The organism is Montanilutibacter psychrotolerans (genome assembly GCF_003719825.1).
GTDB classification, from domain to species: domain Bacteria; phylum Pseudomonadota; class Gammaproteobacteria; order Xanthomonadales; family Xanthomonadaceae; genus Montanilutibacter; species Montanilutibacter psychrotolerans.
In genome coordinates this window covers 723,937-741,201 of the sequence record NZ_RIBS01000002.1, presented here as the reverse complement: position 1 = coordinate 741,201, position 17,265 = coordinate 723,937, and the positions used below count along the sequence as shown (strand labels likewise).

Here is a 17,265-nt window from a genome sequence, read left to right as displayed (position 1 = left end):
GCAGATCGGCGCCGCCATGCGCAAGCTGTTGCACCTGATCTTTGGCGTGGTGAAATCCGGCCGGCCGTTCGATCCAAACTACTTGCCCGGCAGTTGACGGCCAAGACGGTATCTACGAGATATGGGCGCCGCCCCATACGAAAAACCCCGGCATCGCCGGGGTTGTTCGTTGTCGCGGGTCGCAGGCTCAGCCAGCGGTTACCTTGTCGGCCACATCGCGGTATTCGGCGATCTGGTCGAAGTTCATGTAGCGGTAGATCGCCTCGCCATTGGCATCGAGCACGCCCATGTCGGCCATGTACTCGGCCTTGGTCGGAATGCGACCCAGGCGCGAGCAGATCGCCGCCAGCTCGGCCGAGCCGAGGTAGACGTTGGAGTTGCGACCCAGGCGGTTGGGGAAGTTGCGGGTGCTGGTGGAGAACACCGTCGCGCCCTCCTTCACCTGCGCCTGGTTGCCCATGCACAACGAGCAGCCCGGCATTTCCATGCGGGCACCGGCGGTGCCGAAGGTGCCGTAGTGGCCTTCCTTTGTCAGCTCGGCCGCGTCCATCTTGGTCGGCGGGGCGACCCACAGCTTGGTCGGGATGTCGCGCTTGCCTTCCAGCAGCTTGGACGCCGCGCGGAAATGGCCGATGTTGGTCATGCACGAGCCGATGAACACCTCGTCGATCACCGCACCGGAGACCTCCGACAGCGTCTTGACGTCGTCGGGGTCGTTCGGGCAGGCCAGGATCGGCTCGTGCACGTCGGCCAGGTCGATCTCGATGATCGCGGCGTACTCGGCATCGGCGTCGGCCTTGAGCAGCTGCGGGTCGGCCAGCCAGGCTTCCATCCCCTTGATGCGACGGGCCAGCGAGCGCGGGTCGGCGTAGCCCTCGGCGATCATCCACTTCAACAGCGTGATGTTGCTGTTGATGTACTCGATGATCGGCTCTTTGTTGAGGTGCACGGTGCAGCCGGCGGCGGAGCGCTCGGCGGAGGCATCGGACAGCTCGAACGCCTGCTCGACCTTCAGGTTCGGCAGGCCCTCGATCTCGAGGATGCGGCCGGAGAAGATGTTCTTCTTGCCCTGCTTGGCAACGGTGAGGAGGTCCTGCTTGATCGCATACAACGGGATGGCGTTGACCAGGTCACGCAGGGTGACGCCCGGCTGGAGCTCGCCCTTGAAGCGCACCAGCACCGACTCGGGCATGTCCAGCGGCATCACGCCGGTGGCCGCGGCGAACGCGACCAGGCCCGAACCGGCCGGGAACGAAATGCCCACCGGGAAGCGCGTGTGCGAGTCGCCGCCGGTGCCAACGGTGTCGGGCAGCAGCATGCGATTGAGCCAGCTGTGGATCACGCCGTCGCCCGGGCGCAGCGAGATGCCGCCACGGTTGCTGATGAAGGCCGGCAGTTCGTGGTGGGTCTTGACGTCGACCGGCTTGGGATAGGCCGCCGTGTGGCAGAACGACTGCATCACCAGGTCGGCGCTGAAGCCCAGGCAGGCCAGGTCTTTCAGCTCGTCGCGGGTCATCGGGCCGGTGGTGTCCTGCGAACCCACCGAGGTCATGCGCGGCTCGCAGTACGTGCCCGGGCGAATACCCGCCCGCACGCCCTCGACCTCGGGCAGGCCGCACGCACGGCCGACCATCTTCTGCGCCAGGGTGTAACCCTTGCCGGTGTCGGCCGGGTTCTGCGGCAGGCGGAACAAGGTGGAGACCGGCAGGCCGAGCGCCTCACGCGCCTTGGCCGTCAGGCCGCGACCGATGATCAGCGGAATGCGGCCACCGGCGCGCACTTCGTCGAACAGCACGTCGGACTTGACCTGGAATCGCGCGATGACCGCGCCGTCCTTCAGCGCCACGCCCTCGTACGGGCGCAGCTCGATCACGTCGCCCATGTTCATCTGCGACACGTCGAGCTCGATCGGCAGCGCGCCGGCGTCTTCCATCGTGTTGTAGAAGATGGGCGCGATCTTGGTGCCCAGGCACACGCCGCCGAAGCGCTTGTTCGGGATGAAGGGGATGTCCTCGCCGGTGAACCACAGCACCGAGTTGGTGGCGGACTTGCGGCTGGAGCCGGTGCCGACCACGTCGCCGACATAAGCCACCAGGTGGCCCTTGTCCTTCAGCGATTCGATGAACTTGATCGGGCCGCGCTTGCCGTCTTCCTCCGGCTCGATGCCGTCGCGACGGTTCTTGAGCATGGCCAGCGCGTGCAGCGGGATGTCCGGACGCGTGGTGGCGTCGGGTGCCGGCGACAGGTCGTCGGTGTTGGTTTCGCCGGTCACCTTGAACACGGTGATGGTCAGGCTTTCCGGCACTTCCGGACGGCCGGTGAACCATTCCGCGTCGGCCCAGCTCTGCAGCACGGCCTGGGCGTGGGCGTTGCCCTTGTCGGCCTTGTCCTTGACGTCGTGGAACGCGTCGAAGATCAGCAGGGTGTTCTTGAGCGCCTCGCCGGCGATCGCGCCGAGCTGAGCGTCATCGAGCAGTTCGACCAGCGGCAGGATGTTGTAGCCGCCCAGCATGGTGCCCAGCAGTTCGGTGGCGCGCTCGCGGCTGATCAGCGCGCAGCTCTCGCTTCCGTAGGCGATCGCGGCCAGGTACGAGGCCTTGACCTTGGCGGCATCGTCGACGCCAGCCGGCACGCGGTGAGTGATCAGGTCCAGCAGGAAGGATTCCTCGCCAGCCGGCGGAGCCTTGAGCAGCTCGATGACGTCGGCGGTCTGCTGCGCGGTCAACGGCAGCGGCGGAATGCCCAGCGCGGCGCGCTCGGCAACGTGTTGGCGATAGCTGGAAAGCATGCAGGGATCCCGTCGAAATGAAGCGGTGACACCGGACCTGCGCCCGGCGGCCACAAGAATCGCGGCGGGCGGGCGGGTTGGCGGGGATGGGAACGGGCCGAAAGGCCATTCCACAACCGCGTATTTTGCCTGCAAGCGACCTCCCGGGCAACGATGGCGGACCGCGGCAGCCAAGCGAGGCAAGGCTTTCATCGGCCGTTGCCGCCGCAGATGCAGCGCCGAAGCCTCCGCGGTTCCGCTCTCCCGGCTGAACACCGAGGGCGGGACCGGGCCGTCTGCGTGGGCCCAGGGCTCGGCGTCCTGGATTGCACTTCTTCGTATGGCCCGAACACCCGACGGGAGCGCCCGGTGGGAGCGCCCGCTGGAAACGCCTGATCGGAGCCGCTGGCTGCGACGCATCGTCGCGGCGCTTGCCAACAATTTCGCCCCGGGATGTCGCCGTGGAATTCTCTGCAGGAATGTCGCTCAGGAGCGCGTCCTGGCAGCGTCCATTTCGACATGTCGCTCCCGAGCGCCTTGGAACGCAGTGTCTTCGACCTTGGTCTTGTCCACACGCCGAGACAACCCAAATTGGCGATACTGGCCGCCGACCCGTCCGCGACTTTCAGAACCCGGTCTACCCCCGTCGCGCCGACCTTCGCGCGGTTCGCGCCAGCCACTGCGCCCCACGACGGGGCCTCGCCAGCAGCACAGGAGCCCCTACCCCATGTCCGACTCCTTCTCCACCCGCCGCCAGCTCGACGTCAACGGCCGCTCGTTCACGTACTTCAGCCTGCCGGCGCTGGGCGAGCGCTTCGATATCTCCAAGCTTCCCTATTCGATGAAGATCCTGCTGGAGAACCTGCTGCGCCACGAGGACGACGGCATGACCGTCGGCAGGCACCACATCGAAGCGATCGCGCAGTGGGACGCGGGCGCCGAGCCCGACACCGAGATCGCCTTCATGCCCGCGCGCGTGGTGCTGCAGGACTTCACCGGCGTGCCGTGCGTGGTCGACCTGGCGGCGATGCGCGATGCGGTGGCCCGGCTAGGCGGCAACGCCAGCCAGATCAATCCGTTGATCCCGTCGGAACTGGTGATCGACCATTCGGTGCAGGTCGACGTGTTCGGGCGCGCCGACGCGCTGGACCTCAACGGCAAGATCGAGTTTGAACGCAATCTCGAACGCTACAGCTTCCTGCGCTGGGGCCAGAAGGCCCTGCGCAACTTCAAGGTGGTTCCGCCCAACACCGGCATCGTCCATCAGGTGAATCTCGAGAACCTGGCCCGGGTGGTCTGCGAGCGCGAGGTGGAGGGCGAACTGCTGGCGTTCCCGGACACCGTGTTCGGCACCGACAGCCATACCACCATGATCAATGGCATCGGCGTGCTCGGCTGGGGCGTCGGCGGCATCGAGGCCGAAGCGGCGATGCTGGGCCAACCCTCGTCGATGCTCATTCCCCAGGTGGTCGGCTTCAAGCTCACCGGGCGGCTGCCCGAAGGCGCCACCGCCACCGACCTGGTGTTGACCGTCACCCAGATGCTGCGCAGCCACGGTGTCGTCGGGAAGTTCGTGGAGTTCTTCGGCGAGGGCCTCCAGCACCTGCCGCTGGCCGACCGCGCCACCATCGGCAACATGGCGCCCGAGTACGGCGCCACCTGCGGCATCTTCCCGATCGACGCCGAAGCGCTGACCTACCTGCGCCTGTCCGGCCGCAGCGAAGAGCAGATCGCACTGGTGGAGGCCTATGCCCGGGCGCAGGGGCTGTGGCACGAGCCCGGCCAGGCCGAGGCGCGCTACTCGGCCACCCTGCAGCTGGACATGAGCGAGGTGAAACCGTCGCTGGCCGGCCCCAAGCGCCCGCAGGACCGCGTGCTGCTGAGTGACATGAAAGCCAACTTCGCCGCCAACGTCGGCGGCATGACCAGCGGCCGCACCGCACGCGTGGGCAACGCGGTGTCCGACTTCAAGGAGGAAGGCGGCGCGCAGCCACAGGCCGAACACCTGGCCGCCAAGCCGATCTCCAGGATCCGAATCCACGACCAGGACGCCGAGCTGTGCGACGGCTCGGTGGTGATCGCAGCCATCACCTCCTGCACCAACACGTCCAACCCGGCGGTGATGCTCGGCGCCGGGCTGTTGGCCCGCAATGCCGCCGCACGTGGCCTCAAGGCCGCGCCGTGGGTCAAGACCTCGCTCGGACCGGGCTCGCTGGTGGTCACCGACTACCTCAAGAAGGCCGGCGTGATGGACGACCTGGAGAAGCTCGGGTTCTTCGTGGTCGGTTACGGCTGCACCACCTGCATCGGCAACTCCGGCCCGTTGCCTGACGCGGTGTCCAAAGGCATCGCCGCCAACGACCTGGCGGTGGCCGCGGTGTTGTCGGGCAACCGCAACTTCGAAGGCCGCATCCACGCCGAGGTCAAGATGAACTACCTCGCCTCGCCACCGCTCGTGGTGGCCTACGCGATCGCCGGCACGGTCGACATCGACCTGACCCGCGACCCGCTGGGCAAGGACCCGGAGGGCAACGAGGTGTACCTGCGCGACATCTGGCCGACCAACAAGGAGATCGGCGACGTCATCGCCGCGACCGTCGGACCGGAGCTTTTCGCACAGAACTACGCCGACGTGTTCAAGGGCGACACGCGCTGGAACACCATCGCCTCGCCCGACGGCGAGTCGTTCGCGTGGGATGCCACCTCGACCTACATCAAGAACCCGCCCTACTTCGACGGCATGACGATGACGGTCGGATCGATCGACGACGTCCTGGGCGCGCGCGTGATGGGCGTGTTCGGCGATTCGATCACCACCGACCACATCTCGCCGGCGGGCAACATCAAGAAGGATTCGCCGGCTGGCCGCTTCCTGCAGGCGCGCGGCGTGCAACCTGCGGACTTCAACAGCTACGGCTCGCGCCGCGGCAACGACGACGTGATGGTGCGCGGCACCTTCGCCAACATCCGCATCCGCAACCTGATGCTGGGCGGCGAAGAAGGCGGCAACACGCTGTACTTCAGCCCCGGCCTGGCGCCGGAGCGGCTGGCAATCTACGACGCCGCCATGAAGTACAAGGCCGACGGCATCCCGCTGGTGGTGTTTGCCGGCAAGGAATACGGCACCGGCTCATCGCGTGACTGGGCCGCCAAGGGCACCAACCTGCTGGGCGTCAAGGCGGTGGTGGCGGAAAGTTTCGAGCGCATTCACCGCTCCAACCTGGTCGGCATGGGCGTGCTGCCCCTGCAGTTCAAGGACGGCGAGAGTGCACGCAGCCATGGCCTGGACGGCTCGGAGTCCATCGACGTGACCGGCCTGAAGGACGGCGCGTCGAAGATCGCCACGATCGTCGCGCGCAAGCCCGACGGCACCGAGCATCGCTTCGATGTCCAGGTGCTGCTGCTGACGCCAAAGGAAGTGGAGTACTTCCGCCATGGCGGCATCCTCCACTACGTCCTTCGCCAACTGGCGGCCAGGCCGGCCGCCTGACAACGGCATGCGGAACGACCGGCCCTCGCGCGAGGCGCGGGGGCGGCCGCTGACCTCCACCTCACAGCACCGGCGTCCACTGCGCGCGGTAGAGGCGCCATTCGCCGGACTCCTCGCGCCAGCCGGTCTCGACGTCGTACGCGCCACCGGATCCCGACAGCAGTTCGCCACCACGCACGACGGCCGGAAAGCGGACGACGGCGTTGGCGCCTTTCAGTTCGATGTCGAGCGGCCCCAGGTTGGCGCCCACGTCGCCGTGGCGCAGGAACATCGCCGCGGCGAGGCGGCGGGCACCCTGGCGGTCCAGGCCTTCCGGGCCGATGAAGTCCGCGGCCAGAACGTCTTCCACCGCGTCACTGTCGCGTGCTTCGATCGCGGTCTGCAGCTCCTGGACGGCCGCCCGCAGCCGCTGCTCGGCCGGTTCGCGACGGCACGCCACAAGCGCCAGCGACGCCAACAGGACCACCATCGCAACCCGCACTTTCCCGAACTTCGCGGCCATGTGCACGTCCGGTGCCATCGCGCGGCGACGTTGCCGCTACCGTCACCCTAGCCGTGGACGCCGCGCGGCGCGAGCGCCTTGCCAGTCCCTAGTGCCTATGCTCCAATCGTGAACGAACACCGTACGGCCGCGCATACTGACAACGCCGGGGTGCAACGCGACACAGAGGGGAATCGTCGATGAGTTTCGAACGTCCTTGGCTGAGCCAGTATCCCGACGGCGTTCCCGCCCAGATCGACATGGACGAATTCCCGTCCGTCGTCTCGGTGCTCGAAAACGCGATCAGCAAGTACCGTGATCGGCCGGCGTTCTCGAACCTGGGCAAGGTCCTGACCTATGGCGAGGTCGACAAGCTCAGCATCCAGTTCGCCGCCTACCTGCTGGGCGAGTTGAAGCTCAAGAAGGGCGATCGCGTCGCGATCATGCTGCCCAACTGCCTGCAGTATCCCATCGCGACCTTCGGCGTCCTGCGAGCGGGCCTGACGGTGGTCAACACCAATCCGATGTACACCGCCCGCGAACTCAAGCACCAACTGGAAGACTCCGGCGCCAGCGCGATCCTGGTGCTCGACAACTTCGCCGGCACCGTGCAGGAAGTCGTTGCGGGCACGGCGATCAAGCAGGTGATCACCACCGGCCTTGGCGACATGCTCGGCTTCCCGAAGGGGCCCATCGTCAACTTCGTGCTCAAGCACGTGAAAAAGATGGTGCCCGACTACGACATCCCGGGCGCCATCCGCTTCCGCGACACGCTCACCCTGGGCCAGATGCACAGCCTGCCGGCGGTCGACATCAGCCAGGCAGACATCGCGTTCCTGCAGTACACCGGCGGCACCACCGGCGTGGCAAAGGGCGCGATGCTCACCCATCGCAACCTCGTGGCAAACATGCAGCAGGCCGCCGCGTGGATCGGCACCAACGCCAAGATGGGCCAGGAAGTCATCATCACGGCGCTGCCGCTGTACCACATCTTCGCGTTGACGGCCAACGGACTGGTCTTCATGAAGTTCGGCGGCCTCAACCACATGATCACCAACCCGCGCGACATGCCGGCGTTCGTGAAAGAACTCAAGAAGACACCGTTCACCGCGATCACCGGCGTCAACACGCTGTTCAACGGTCTGCTCAACACGCCTGGCTTCGACCAGGTCGATTTCTCGCGACTGCACCTCACCCTCGGTGGCGGCATGGCAGTGCAGCGTTCGGTCGCCGACCGCTGGAAGGAGGTCACCGGCGTGACCCTGGTCGAGGCCTACGGCCTGACCGAGACCTCGCCCGCGGCCTGCATCAACCCGATGGACATCCCGGCCTACAACGGCTCGATCGGCCTGCCGATCCCGTCCACCGACGCCTGCGTCAAGGACGACCAGGGCAACGAGCTGCCCATGGGTGAGGTTGGCGAGTTGTGCATCCGCGGCCCGCAGGTCATGAAGGGCTACTGGGAGCGCCCCGAGGAAACCGCCAACGTCATCGACGCCGACGGCTGGCTGCACACCGGCGACATGGCCAAGATGGACGAGAAGGGCTTCTTCTACATCGTCGATCGCAAGAAGGACATGATCCTGGTCTCGGGCTTCAACGTGTACCCGAACGAGATCGAAGACGTGATCGCGATGATGCCCGGCGTGCTCGAGGTGGCCGCGGTCGGCGTGGTCGACGAAAAATCCGGCGAAGCGGTCAAGGTCGTGATCGTCAAGAAGGACCCTGCATTGACTGCCGAAGACGTCAAGGCGCACGCCCGGGCCAACCTCACCGCCTACAAGCACCCGCGTTACGTCGAGTTCCGTACCGAGCTGCCCAAGACCAACGTGGGCAAGATCCTGCGCCGCGAGCTGCGCGACCCGCCGCCCGCCGCAGCCTGACCGGGTGCCGGCAGCCGCCGGCCCGAGCACTCCGAAAACCCCTCTTTCGAGGGGTTTTTTCGTTGCGGCCCGATTTGAGGAGTAGCATCCAGGCATGCCGCATGGTCGGTGGGGCACGGCCTACGGCGCACGGAAGCTTCCCTGAAGAGGGTCTTCGCATGGCCAGTCAAAGCCACACCTTCGTGGGCCCGCCGATCGAGGCGCGCCGTTTCCTCTCCCACTTCTCCGCCAGCACGCCACGCCACTGGTGCGGCGGCAACGCGATGCTCACCCACTTCCTCAATTCCTACACCCTGCTGGTGCCGGGCAACGAGGGGTACTACATCCGCACCCTCAAGCGCGTCATGCCCAGTCTGTCGGACCCGGCGATGCGCACGATGGTGGCGCAGTTCCTGTTGCAGGAAGGCCAGCACGGCGCCGGTCACCACCGGTGCTGGCGAATGCTCGAGTCGCAGGGCTACCGGATCAGCGGATTCCAGCGACGCGTGGACGGGTTCCTGTACAAGGTCCTGGAACCGATCACCCCGCTCCGCCTGCGGGTGGCGATGGTGGCGTGCGTCGAGCACGTCAATGCCTACCTGGGCCACGAGTTCCTCGCCCAGGACCTGTTGCGCGATGCCGACCCGGACCTGCGCGCGCTGTTCGAATGGCACTTCGCCGAGGAGATCGAGCACAAGCATGTCGTGTTCGATGTGCTGCACGTGCGCGGCGGCGGCTATCTGTTGAGGGTGTTTGCCACCTTGCTGGTGCTGCCGCTGTTCTACCTCCTGATGGGCCTGGGCGCGGCGATGCTGTTGCAGCAGGACAAGCTGCTGTGGAGACGGTCCACCTGGACCCAGCTGCGCCAACACCTGTTTTCGAAGGACCACATGGCGCGGCGGACCTTGGGGTACCTGTTCGATTACCTGCGGCCCGGCTTCCATCCCTGGCAGCTCGACGACCGGGAGCTGGCGCGGATGGTGATCGATCGGTACTCGACTCCCGAGGCGCCCGTGCTGGAGCCGTTACCGCGCTCGCAAGCCGCATAAACGCCACCCGAAGGCAGGCCCGGACCCGGACGACATGTCCGGGTACCGTGCCGTGCGCGGCGCCCCCCCTGCCGATGATCTTGCCTTTCGCATCGCGTCCGGGGGTGTAGCATCGAATCGTGGGCTCCATCGCGCCGCCCGCGCCCACCACAGTCTGCGGGCGACATCTCGCCGAGGACTGCAGGATGAACACCATCGAGAAGCTGCTCCGCACCCAAACCTATCCCACGCTTCAGGTCGAGTCCGACCCCGCGGGATCCTGTCACTGGATGTACATGCACGCCGACTCGCAACGTGGCGTGAGGGCATGTTTCCGGACCGAGTTGATGGACGACATGTGGAGCTTCCTGTCGTCGATCACTCTGCGCGACGAACAGCGGACCTTCGGTCGCCTGCGCCACGTGGTCCTGGCCTCGATGGCTCCGGCGTTCAACCTGGGTGGTGATCTGCAACTGTTCGCGCAGCTGATCCGCGACAACCGCCGCGAGCATCTGCTTGGTTATGCGCGCCGCTGCATCGATGGCGTGCACCACCTGCACACCGGGCTGGGCGGTGACGTGCGCACGATTGCCCTGGTGCAGGGCGACGCGCTGGGTGGCGGGCTCGAACTCGCGCTGTCGTGCCACCACATCGTTGCCGAAAAAGGTGTCGACATGGGACTGCCGGAGGTGCTGTTCGGGCTGTTCCCGGGCATGGGCGCGTACTCGTTCCTGTGCAAGCGCGTCAGCCCGCAGCTGGCCGAGAAGATCATCCTGGAAGGGCGGATCTACACCAGCGACGAGCTGTACGAGCTCGGCGTGGTGGACGTCCTGGCCCCGCGCGGTGAAGGCGAAGCGGCCGTACAGCAGTTGATCCGCGACCAGCAGCGGGCACCGCAGGCGCACCTAGCGATGAACCTGGCGCGCGGAATCGGCCAACCCGTCAGCCGCGAGGAACTGATGGCCATCACCGAGCTGTGGGTCGATGCCGCGCTTCGCCTTGGCGACAAGTCGCTGAAGATGATGGAACGCATCGTTCGGGCGCAGACGCGCCGCGCTGGCATGCAGGCAGCCTGATCGGAGACGGCCGACTCTTAGGGGGGACTCTCGCCATCGCGCGCGCCGTGCTTACGCTCGCGCGCTTCCAGCATCAACTTGCCCTGCGCCATCAGCTGGTTCAAACCAGCCAGCCGTTGGCGCCATTCCCTCGCGACCTGCCAATCCGGCAGGCGCATCATCTCGCCGCTGGCCGTCGCAACCTTTACCAGTCCCAGGTTACTGGCCACGCCCTTGAGCGCATGCGCCTGTTCGCGCACGAGCTCCCATTGCGTGCCGGAACCGGCTTCCTCCAGCGCCCCCAGGCAGGCATTGGCATCGCGCAGGCACTGGACGATGAACTCCCGCTCGAAACTCTCGCCCATGCCGAGCGAGGCCAGTTCGTCGAGCACGCCCGGATCGAAACCGTCGTCCCCGCCCGGTCCATTGCTGCGCAGCGTGGACAACGGCGCCTGCGGCGCATCCGCGCGTTCGCCCACACCCGCTGCGATTTCGGCCAGTGCGTCGAGCAGCCGTCCGGTCGACACCGGCTTGGCCAGGAACGCGCGCGCCCCGGCCTGTTCGCATGCTCGGATCGACTCGGGCGTGACGTCCGCGCTGAGCACCAGCACCGGGGTCCGCCTGCCACCGCCGGCTTCCATCACACGCAACTGCTTCAGCAGATCCAGGCCACTGATGCCGGGCATGTGCAGGTCAACCAGCACCGCGTCGTAGTCCGTGGTTTCCAGTGCGGCCAGCACCTGCTCGCCGCCCTCGACGGTGATCACGCGATGCCCCGCCTTCTGCAGCTGACGCTGGACGACCATGCGGTTGGCGGCATGGTCGTCGGCCACCAGGACCTGCAGGCTGCGCACGCGTGCGCGGTGGCGCAGGAACGGGTCGGCAAAGGCGATCACGTTCTCGGGATGTTCGTCCGACGCGCTGACCGGCTCGAGATGGGCAGGCGCGGGCTGGGCAACTGGCGCCGGCGCCGCTGCCGGCACGACCACGGCGCGGTCGAAAGGCAGTTCCACCCAGAACCGGCTGCCACGGCGTTCGGCGCTCTCGAAACCGATGCTGCCGCCCATCGCTTCGGTCAGGCCCTTGGCGATGGTGGTGCCCAACCCGGTACCGCCGTAGCGACGCGCCAAGCCGGCGTCGGCCTGTTCGAATGCCTCGAACAGGCGGCCGCGGACTTCCAGCGGAATGCCGATGCCGGTGTCGGTGACGGTGAAGCGCAGCCGGACCTGCGGGCCTTCGCCCGCCGTCAGGGTCACTTCCAGCCCCACCCTGCCCTGGTCGGTGAACTTGACCGCGTTGCCGGCCAGGTTGATGAGCACCTGCCGAAGGTGCACGACATCGCCGAGCACCGTTTCGGGCACGTCGGGCGCAACGATGGCTTCGTACTGCAGCTGCTTGGAGCGTGCCTGGGGCAGCAGGATCATGCCGACGCCGTCCACCAGCTCGCGCGGCGAGAACTCCACCAGGTTGAGCTTGAGCTTGCCGGCTTCGATGGCGGAGATGTCCAGCACGTCCTCGACCAGCGCCAGCAGGCTGCGGGTGGATGCCTGGATGGTGTTGACGCATTCGCGCTGCTCGGCGTCCAGCCGGGTGGTCGCCAGCACCTCGGTCATGCCGGCCAGCCCGTTCAGCGGGGTGCGGAACTCGTGGCTCATGTTGGCCAGGAACCGGCTCTTGGCCTGATTGGCGCGCCGAGCCTCCGAGGTGGCGTTGGTCAACGCGCGCAAGAGGCCCGACAGGTAGGACGGAATTGCCACCAGGCCCAGCAGTAGCCCGATGCCCAGGCTCCGGTGGGCGGCCCAGTACGGCGTCACCGCCAGCACGATGCCGAAGCACAACGCGGCCATCGCCATCGCCCCGAGCAGGTATCGCACGCCAAAGCGCAGGCCGTTGCCGATGGTGACCCACATCAGGATCACGTACACCCAGGCCATGGGCTCGCCCATCCGGGCCATCGCCAGGCCGATCAGGACGTAGTCGGACAGCATGCCCATCACGCGCCGCGGGTGCGAGGTGCCCGGGAACGCCAGCAGCCAGCCGATCAACCCCGCGCCAGCGAGGAACGCCAGGCCCACCAGGCCCAGCACGTAGAAGTACTCGCTGTCGGGCAGTTGTTCGTTCTTGCCGCGTACCAGCAGGTAGACCAGCACGACGGAAATCACGGCGATGCGGATCAGCGCCTGGGCATGCTCGCTGTCCGGTCGGTTGGACAACCGCTGATTGATCCAGCTCCACGCCGTGACCATGGGGCTACTCCACACCCGGCCGCACGAAACTTGCCGAGTAACGATTGCATATTTCATCCAGCTGCGGGCGGGAGCGCAACAGCGCATCCACGCAGCGGGGGTCGAACAAGTGGCCGCGCTGTGAGCGCAGGTAGGCCAGCGCGTCGTCCACGTCCCACGCTTCCTTGTACGGGCGAGGCGACAGGAGTGCGTCGAACACGTCGGCCACGGCCACGATGCGGGCTTCCAGCGGAATCTCCTCGCCCACCAGGCCATCGGGATAGCCGCTGCCGTCGTAGCGCTCGTGATGGCGCAGGGCGATCAGCGCACCCATCTGGATGAAGCGGTTCTGGCTGCCTCCCAGCAGCTCGTGACCGATCCGGGGGTGGCGGCGCATCACCGCCGTCTCGCTGTCGGTGAGCTGGCCGGGCTTGAGCAGCACGGAGTCCGGGATGGCGATCTTGCCGATGTCATGCAGCGGCGCCGCCAGCTCGATCATCCGGACATCGTCCTCGAACATGCCCAACTGCTCGGCGATCAGTCCCGCGATGTGGGCCATGCGTTCGAGGTAGGCACTGGTACCGGCGTCGCGGTACTCGATGGCGCGGGCCAGGCGCGACAGCGTCTCGCGCTCGCGCTCCTCGACCTCGTGCATGGTCGCCAGCAGTCGCTGCTCAAGCGACAGCGCCCGCTGCTTGATGTTTTCTGCCTGCTGGCGCAACAGCAACAGGTTGCGGCAGCGCGCGCGCAGTTCGCGCGGGCGCACCGGCTTGACCAGGAAGTCGATCACGCCCGCGTCCAGCGCCGCCTGCCGTACGGGCTCGTCGCCGACGACGGTCACCAGGATGATCGGGATGTCGCGGTGCAACGGCATCCGGCGGAAGCGCCGGGCGAACTCGAGCCCGTCGATGCCGGGCATCCGGTAGTCCAGAAGCAGCAGGTCGGGCTGGTTGGACTCGCACCACTCCAGCGCGACAGCGGGGTCACCGAAGTCGTGCACGCGGAGTTCGGAGGCGATGTCTTCGATGATGTGGCGCAGCATCGTGCGCGCTGAAGCTTGATCATCGACGATCACGACATCCATGCGCAGCTCCCGAGAAACAATGCGCCGCGACCCGTCGCGGCCATGCACGCAGCATAGCGTCTGTGGGCGCCAGTAACAGCTGTCCCGAAATCCTGTGCTGCTGTCAGAAATCCCCGCCTTTTGACGTTGTTACCTGCTTCAGCCCGCTTCCGGCCGCATGTAGGGGAACAGCAGCACGTCGCGGATCGAGGCCGAGCCGGTCATCATCATCACCAGCCGGTCGATGCCGATGCCCAGACCGCCGGTCGGCGCCAGGCCCACTTCGAGCGCGCGGATGTAATCGGCATCGAAGTGCATGGCCTCGTCATCGCCCCCTTCCTTGGCGTGGACCTGCGCCTGGAAACGCGCAGCCTGGTCCTCGGGATCGTTCAGCTCGGAGAAGCCGTTGGCCAGCTCCTTGCCGCCGATGAACAGCTCGAAGCGGTCGGTGATTTCCGGATCGCGGTCGGCGGCACGCGCCAGCGGGCTGACCTCGACCGGATGGTCGGTGATGAAGGTCGGCTGCACCAGGGTGTGCTCGACGGTCTTCTCGAAGATCTCCAGCAGCAGCTTGCCCCAGCCGTAACCGGCCTTGATCGGGAGCTTCAGACGGGCGCAATGGGCGCGCATCGCGTCCAGGTCGCGCAGTTCCTCGCGACGGATCTCCGGGTTGTGCTCCAGCACCGCGTCGGTCATCGACCAGCGACGGAACGCCGGCCCCAGATCGATCGTGTTGCCGTCCCAGTCCACCGTCGTGGTGCCCAGCACTTCGCTGGCGATGTCGCGGATCACGCCTTCGGTCAGGTCCATGATCTCGTTGTAGGTGGCGTAGGCCTCGTACAGCTCGAGCATCGTGAACTCGGGGTTGTGCCGGGTCGACACGCCCTCGTTGCGGAAGTTGCGGTTGATCTCGTAGACGCGCTCCATGCCGCCCACGACCAGGCGCTTGAGGTACAGCTCCGGCGCGACGCGCAGGTACAGCTCCAGATCGAGCGCGTTGTGGTGGGTGGCGAAGGGCTTGGCCGCGGCGCCACCGGGGATGTAATGCATCATCGGCGTCTCGACTTCGAGGAAGCGCCGCGCATCCAGCCACGCGCGCATCGCGCGGATGATCTTGCTGCGCTTGACGAACACCTCGCGCGCATCGGGCGACACGATCAGGTCGACGTAACGCTGGCGGTATCGCTGCTCGACGTCGGCCAGGCCGTGGAACTTGTCCGGCAGCGGACGCAGCGACTTGGTCAGCAGGCGCAGGCTGTCGGCGCGCACCGACAGTTCGCCGGTCTTGGTACGGGTCAGCAGGCCCTGGGCGCCAACGATATCGCCCACGTCCCATCCCTTGAACGCGTCGTAGGTTTCGCCCAGCGCGTTGGACTGCAGGAACAGCTGCACGCGGCCGGACTCGTCCTGGATCTGCACGAAGCTGGCCTTGCCCATCACGCGCTTGAGCAGGATGCGGCCGGCCACGGCGACGCGCTGCGCGTCCGCATCCAGCGCTTCCTGGGTCCAGCGGTCGGCGTCGGCGTACTGCGACTGCAGGTCGCCGGCGTAGTGCTCGCGGCGGAAATCGTTCGGGAACGCGATTCCCTGCCCGCGCAGGGCCGTGAGTTTGGCGCGACGTTCGGCGATCAGCCGGTTCTCGTCGTGCTGGGACTCGTCGGCGGGCGTGGGGGCGAGGGTCTGGTCGGTCATGGCGTCTGCGTTGCGAATGGGGGGCGTGGGGCGGGCCGGGAGCTGCGTCCTCCGCGATCGCCCTCCCACGGGGAAGGGTGACCACGGCGCGAGCCACGGCCACGGAGGGCGTCAGGCTGGCGGGTGAAACTTATACCGCGTCGAGGCGTTTGGAGCCGACCTCGAGGCCGGATTTCAGGCTGGCCTCGACGAATTCGTCGAGATCGCCGTCGAGGACCTTCTGCGTGTCGCTGCGCTCGATGCCGGTGCGCAGGTCCTTGATGCGGCTCTGGTCGAGCACGTAGTTGCGGATCTGGCTGCCCCAGCCGATATCGGACTTGGTGGCCTCGACCGCGTCACGCTCGGCGTTGCGCTTCTGGATCTCGAGCTCGTACAGCTTCGCGGCCAGCATCTTCATCGCGGTGTCGCGGTTCTGGTGCTGGCTTCGGCCGGTCTGGCAGGCCACGACAATGCCGCTGGGCACATGCGTGATGCGCACAGCCGATTCGGTCTTGTTGACGTGCTGGCCACCGGCGCCGGACGAACGGTAGACGTCGGTCCTGAGGTCGGCCGGGTTGATGGTGATGTCGATGTTGTCGTCGACTTCCGGTGACACGAACACCGACGTGAAGCTGGTGTGGCGGCGGTTGTCCGAGTCGAACGGCGACTTGCGCACCAGTCGGTGCACGCCGGTTTCGGTCTTCAGCCAGCCGTAGGCGAAGTCGCCCTCGACACGGAACGTTGCCGACTTGATGCCGGCAACGTCGCCGCCGCTGACTTCCATCAGTTCGGTCTTCCAGCCGCGCGATTCCGCCCAGCGCAGGTACATGCGCAGCAGGATCTCGGCCCAGTCCTGGGCCTCGGTGCCACCGGCACCGGCCTGGATGTCGACGAACGCGCAGGCCGCGTCCATCTTTCCGGAGAACATGCGCTGGAACTCGAGCTTCTCGACATCGCGCGAGTAGTTGTCGAGGTCGTCCACGACGGCCTGGGCGGTGGACTCGTCGTCCTCCATCTCGGCCAGTTCGAGCAGTTCTTCACCGCCGACCAGGCCTTCCTTCAGGGTGCGGATGCCCAGCACCACCTTCTCGAGCGCGGAGCGCTCGCGGCCCAGCGCCTGGGCGCGTTCGGCGTTGTTCCAGATATCGGGGCTCTCGAGCTCCCGGTTCACTTCTTCGAGACGTTCGACCTTGGCGTCGTAGTCAAAGATACCCCCTGAGCGCATCCAGCCGACCCTTGAGGTCGGCGATGCGCTGGCGGACGGGATTGAGTTCGATCATGTCCGATGAGTCTGGTGCGAATGGAAGTCGGCGATTCTAGCAGCCGGGGCCGCGTGGTATCCGCCCTGCATGAGAATGCCGACGGCAAGTACGGCCGCGACGGCATCGCTTTCCCGCATCAAGGTGCCTGCGGCGGCGGGGAGCTGCCCGTCGGGGGCCTTCGAATGCTCTCGCTGGTGCCAATCCGCTGCAGCAACCAGCGCCCTGCCCCGCCATCCGGCCCGCCGCCCGTTGGCCCGGGCGGCGGCGCTGACCGCGGTTTTTTCGCGCCCCGGACACCGGCTCGGGTGCGGCCATTGGTCCCGGCGTGCGCGGATGCGAGGTCTGCTGGCTGCCAACCGAC

At 66.8% G+C, this 17,265-nt stretch carries 9 protein-coding genes and 1 pseudogene; 4 read left to right on the top strand and 6 right to left on the bottom strand.

What is annotated here, in order from left to right:
- Positions 1-187: 187 nt before the first annotated feature.
- Positions 188-2,788, bottom strand: a complete 2,601-nt coding sequence (gene acnB, locus EER27_RS06755) for a bifunctional aconitate hydratase 2/2-methylisocitrate dehydratase (RefSeq protein WP_123087235.1) — start codon at positions 2,786-2,788, stop codon at positions 188-190.
- Positions 2,789-3,494: 706 nt separating this feature from the next.
- On the opposite strand from acnB, the gene acnA reads away from it, so the two are divergent.
- Complete coding sequence (gene acnA / locus EER27_RS06750; protein ID WP_123087234.1) at positions 3,495-6,257, top strand: aconitate hydratase AcnA; 2,763 nt, start codon at positions 3,495-3,497, stop codon at positions 6,255-6,257.
- A gap of 61 nt (positions 6,258-6,318) precedes the next feature.
- Here the strand turns inward: acnA and EER27_RS06745 are convergent, their stop codons facing one another.
- Complete coding sequence (locus EER27_RS06745; RefSeq protein WP_148040971.1) at positions 6,319-6,759, bottom strand: Cif family virulence factor; 441 nt, start codon at positions 6,757-6,759, stop codon at positions 6,319-6,321.
- Positions 6,760-6,938: 179 nt separating this feature from the next.
- Between EER27_RS06745 and EER27_RS06740 the strand changes: the two genes are divergently transcribed.
- From EER27_RS06740 to EER27_RS06730, 3 genes are all read left to right on the top strand, one after another.
- Entirely contained in the window at positions 6,939-8,621 is a 1,683-nt protein-coding gene (locus EER27_RS06740) for a long-chain fatty acid--CoA ligase (protein ID WP_123087232.1), read from the top strand.
- 158 nt (positions 8,622-8,779) lie between these two features.
- The gene (locus EER27_RS06735; RefSeq protein WP_190285677.1) at positions 8,780-9,649 is read left to right on the top strand and encodes a metal-dependent hydrolase; all 870 of its coding nucleotides are present in this window, start codon (positions 8,780-8,782) and stop codon (positions 9,647-9,649) included.
- A gap of 185 nt (positions 9,650-9,834) precedes the next feature.
- Positions 9,835-10,704, top strand: a complete 870-nt coding sequence (locus EER27_RS06730; RefSeq protein WP_123087230.1) for a crotonase/enoyl-CoA hydratase family protein — start codon at positions 9,835-9,837, stop codon at positions 10,702-10,704.
- 17 nt (positions 10,705-10,721) lie between these two features.
- Here the strand turns inward: EER27_RS06730 and EER27_RS06725 are convergent, their stop codons facing one another.
- From EER27_RS06725 to prfB, 4 genes and pseudogenes are all read right to left on the bottom strand, one after another.
- Complete coding sequence (locus tag EER27_RS06725; protein WP_123087229.1) at positions 10,722-12,929, bottom strand: ATP-binding protein; 2,208 nt, start codon at positions 12,927-12,929, stop codon at positions 10,722-10,724.
- Positions 12,930-12,933: 4 nt separating this feature from the next.
- Positions 12,934-14,001: pseudogene (locus EER27_RS06720) on the bottom strand (HD domain-containing phosphohydrolase); the annotation flags it as partial.
- Between the two features lie 129 nt (positions 14,002-14,130).
- Entirely contained in the window at positions 14,131-15,663 is a 1,533-nt protein-coding gene (gene lysS, locus EER27_RS06715; RefSeq protein WP_123087227.1) for a lysine--tRNA ligase, read from the bottom strand.
- A gap of 130 nt (positions 15,664-15,793) precedes the next feature.
- Positions 15,794-16,922, bottom strand: a protein-coding gene (gene prfB, locus EER27_RS06710; protein WP_123087226.1) for a peptide chain release factor 2 whose coding sequence is annotated in 2 segments (ribosomal slippage) — positions 15,794-16,846 and positions 16,848-16,922 — 1,128 coding nt in all. Because the reading frame shifts where the segments join, the coding sequence is not laid out codon by codon here.
- Positions 16,923-17,265 lie beyond the last annotated feature (343 nt).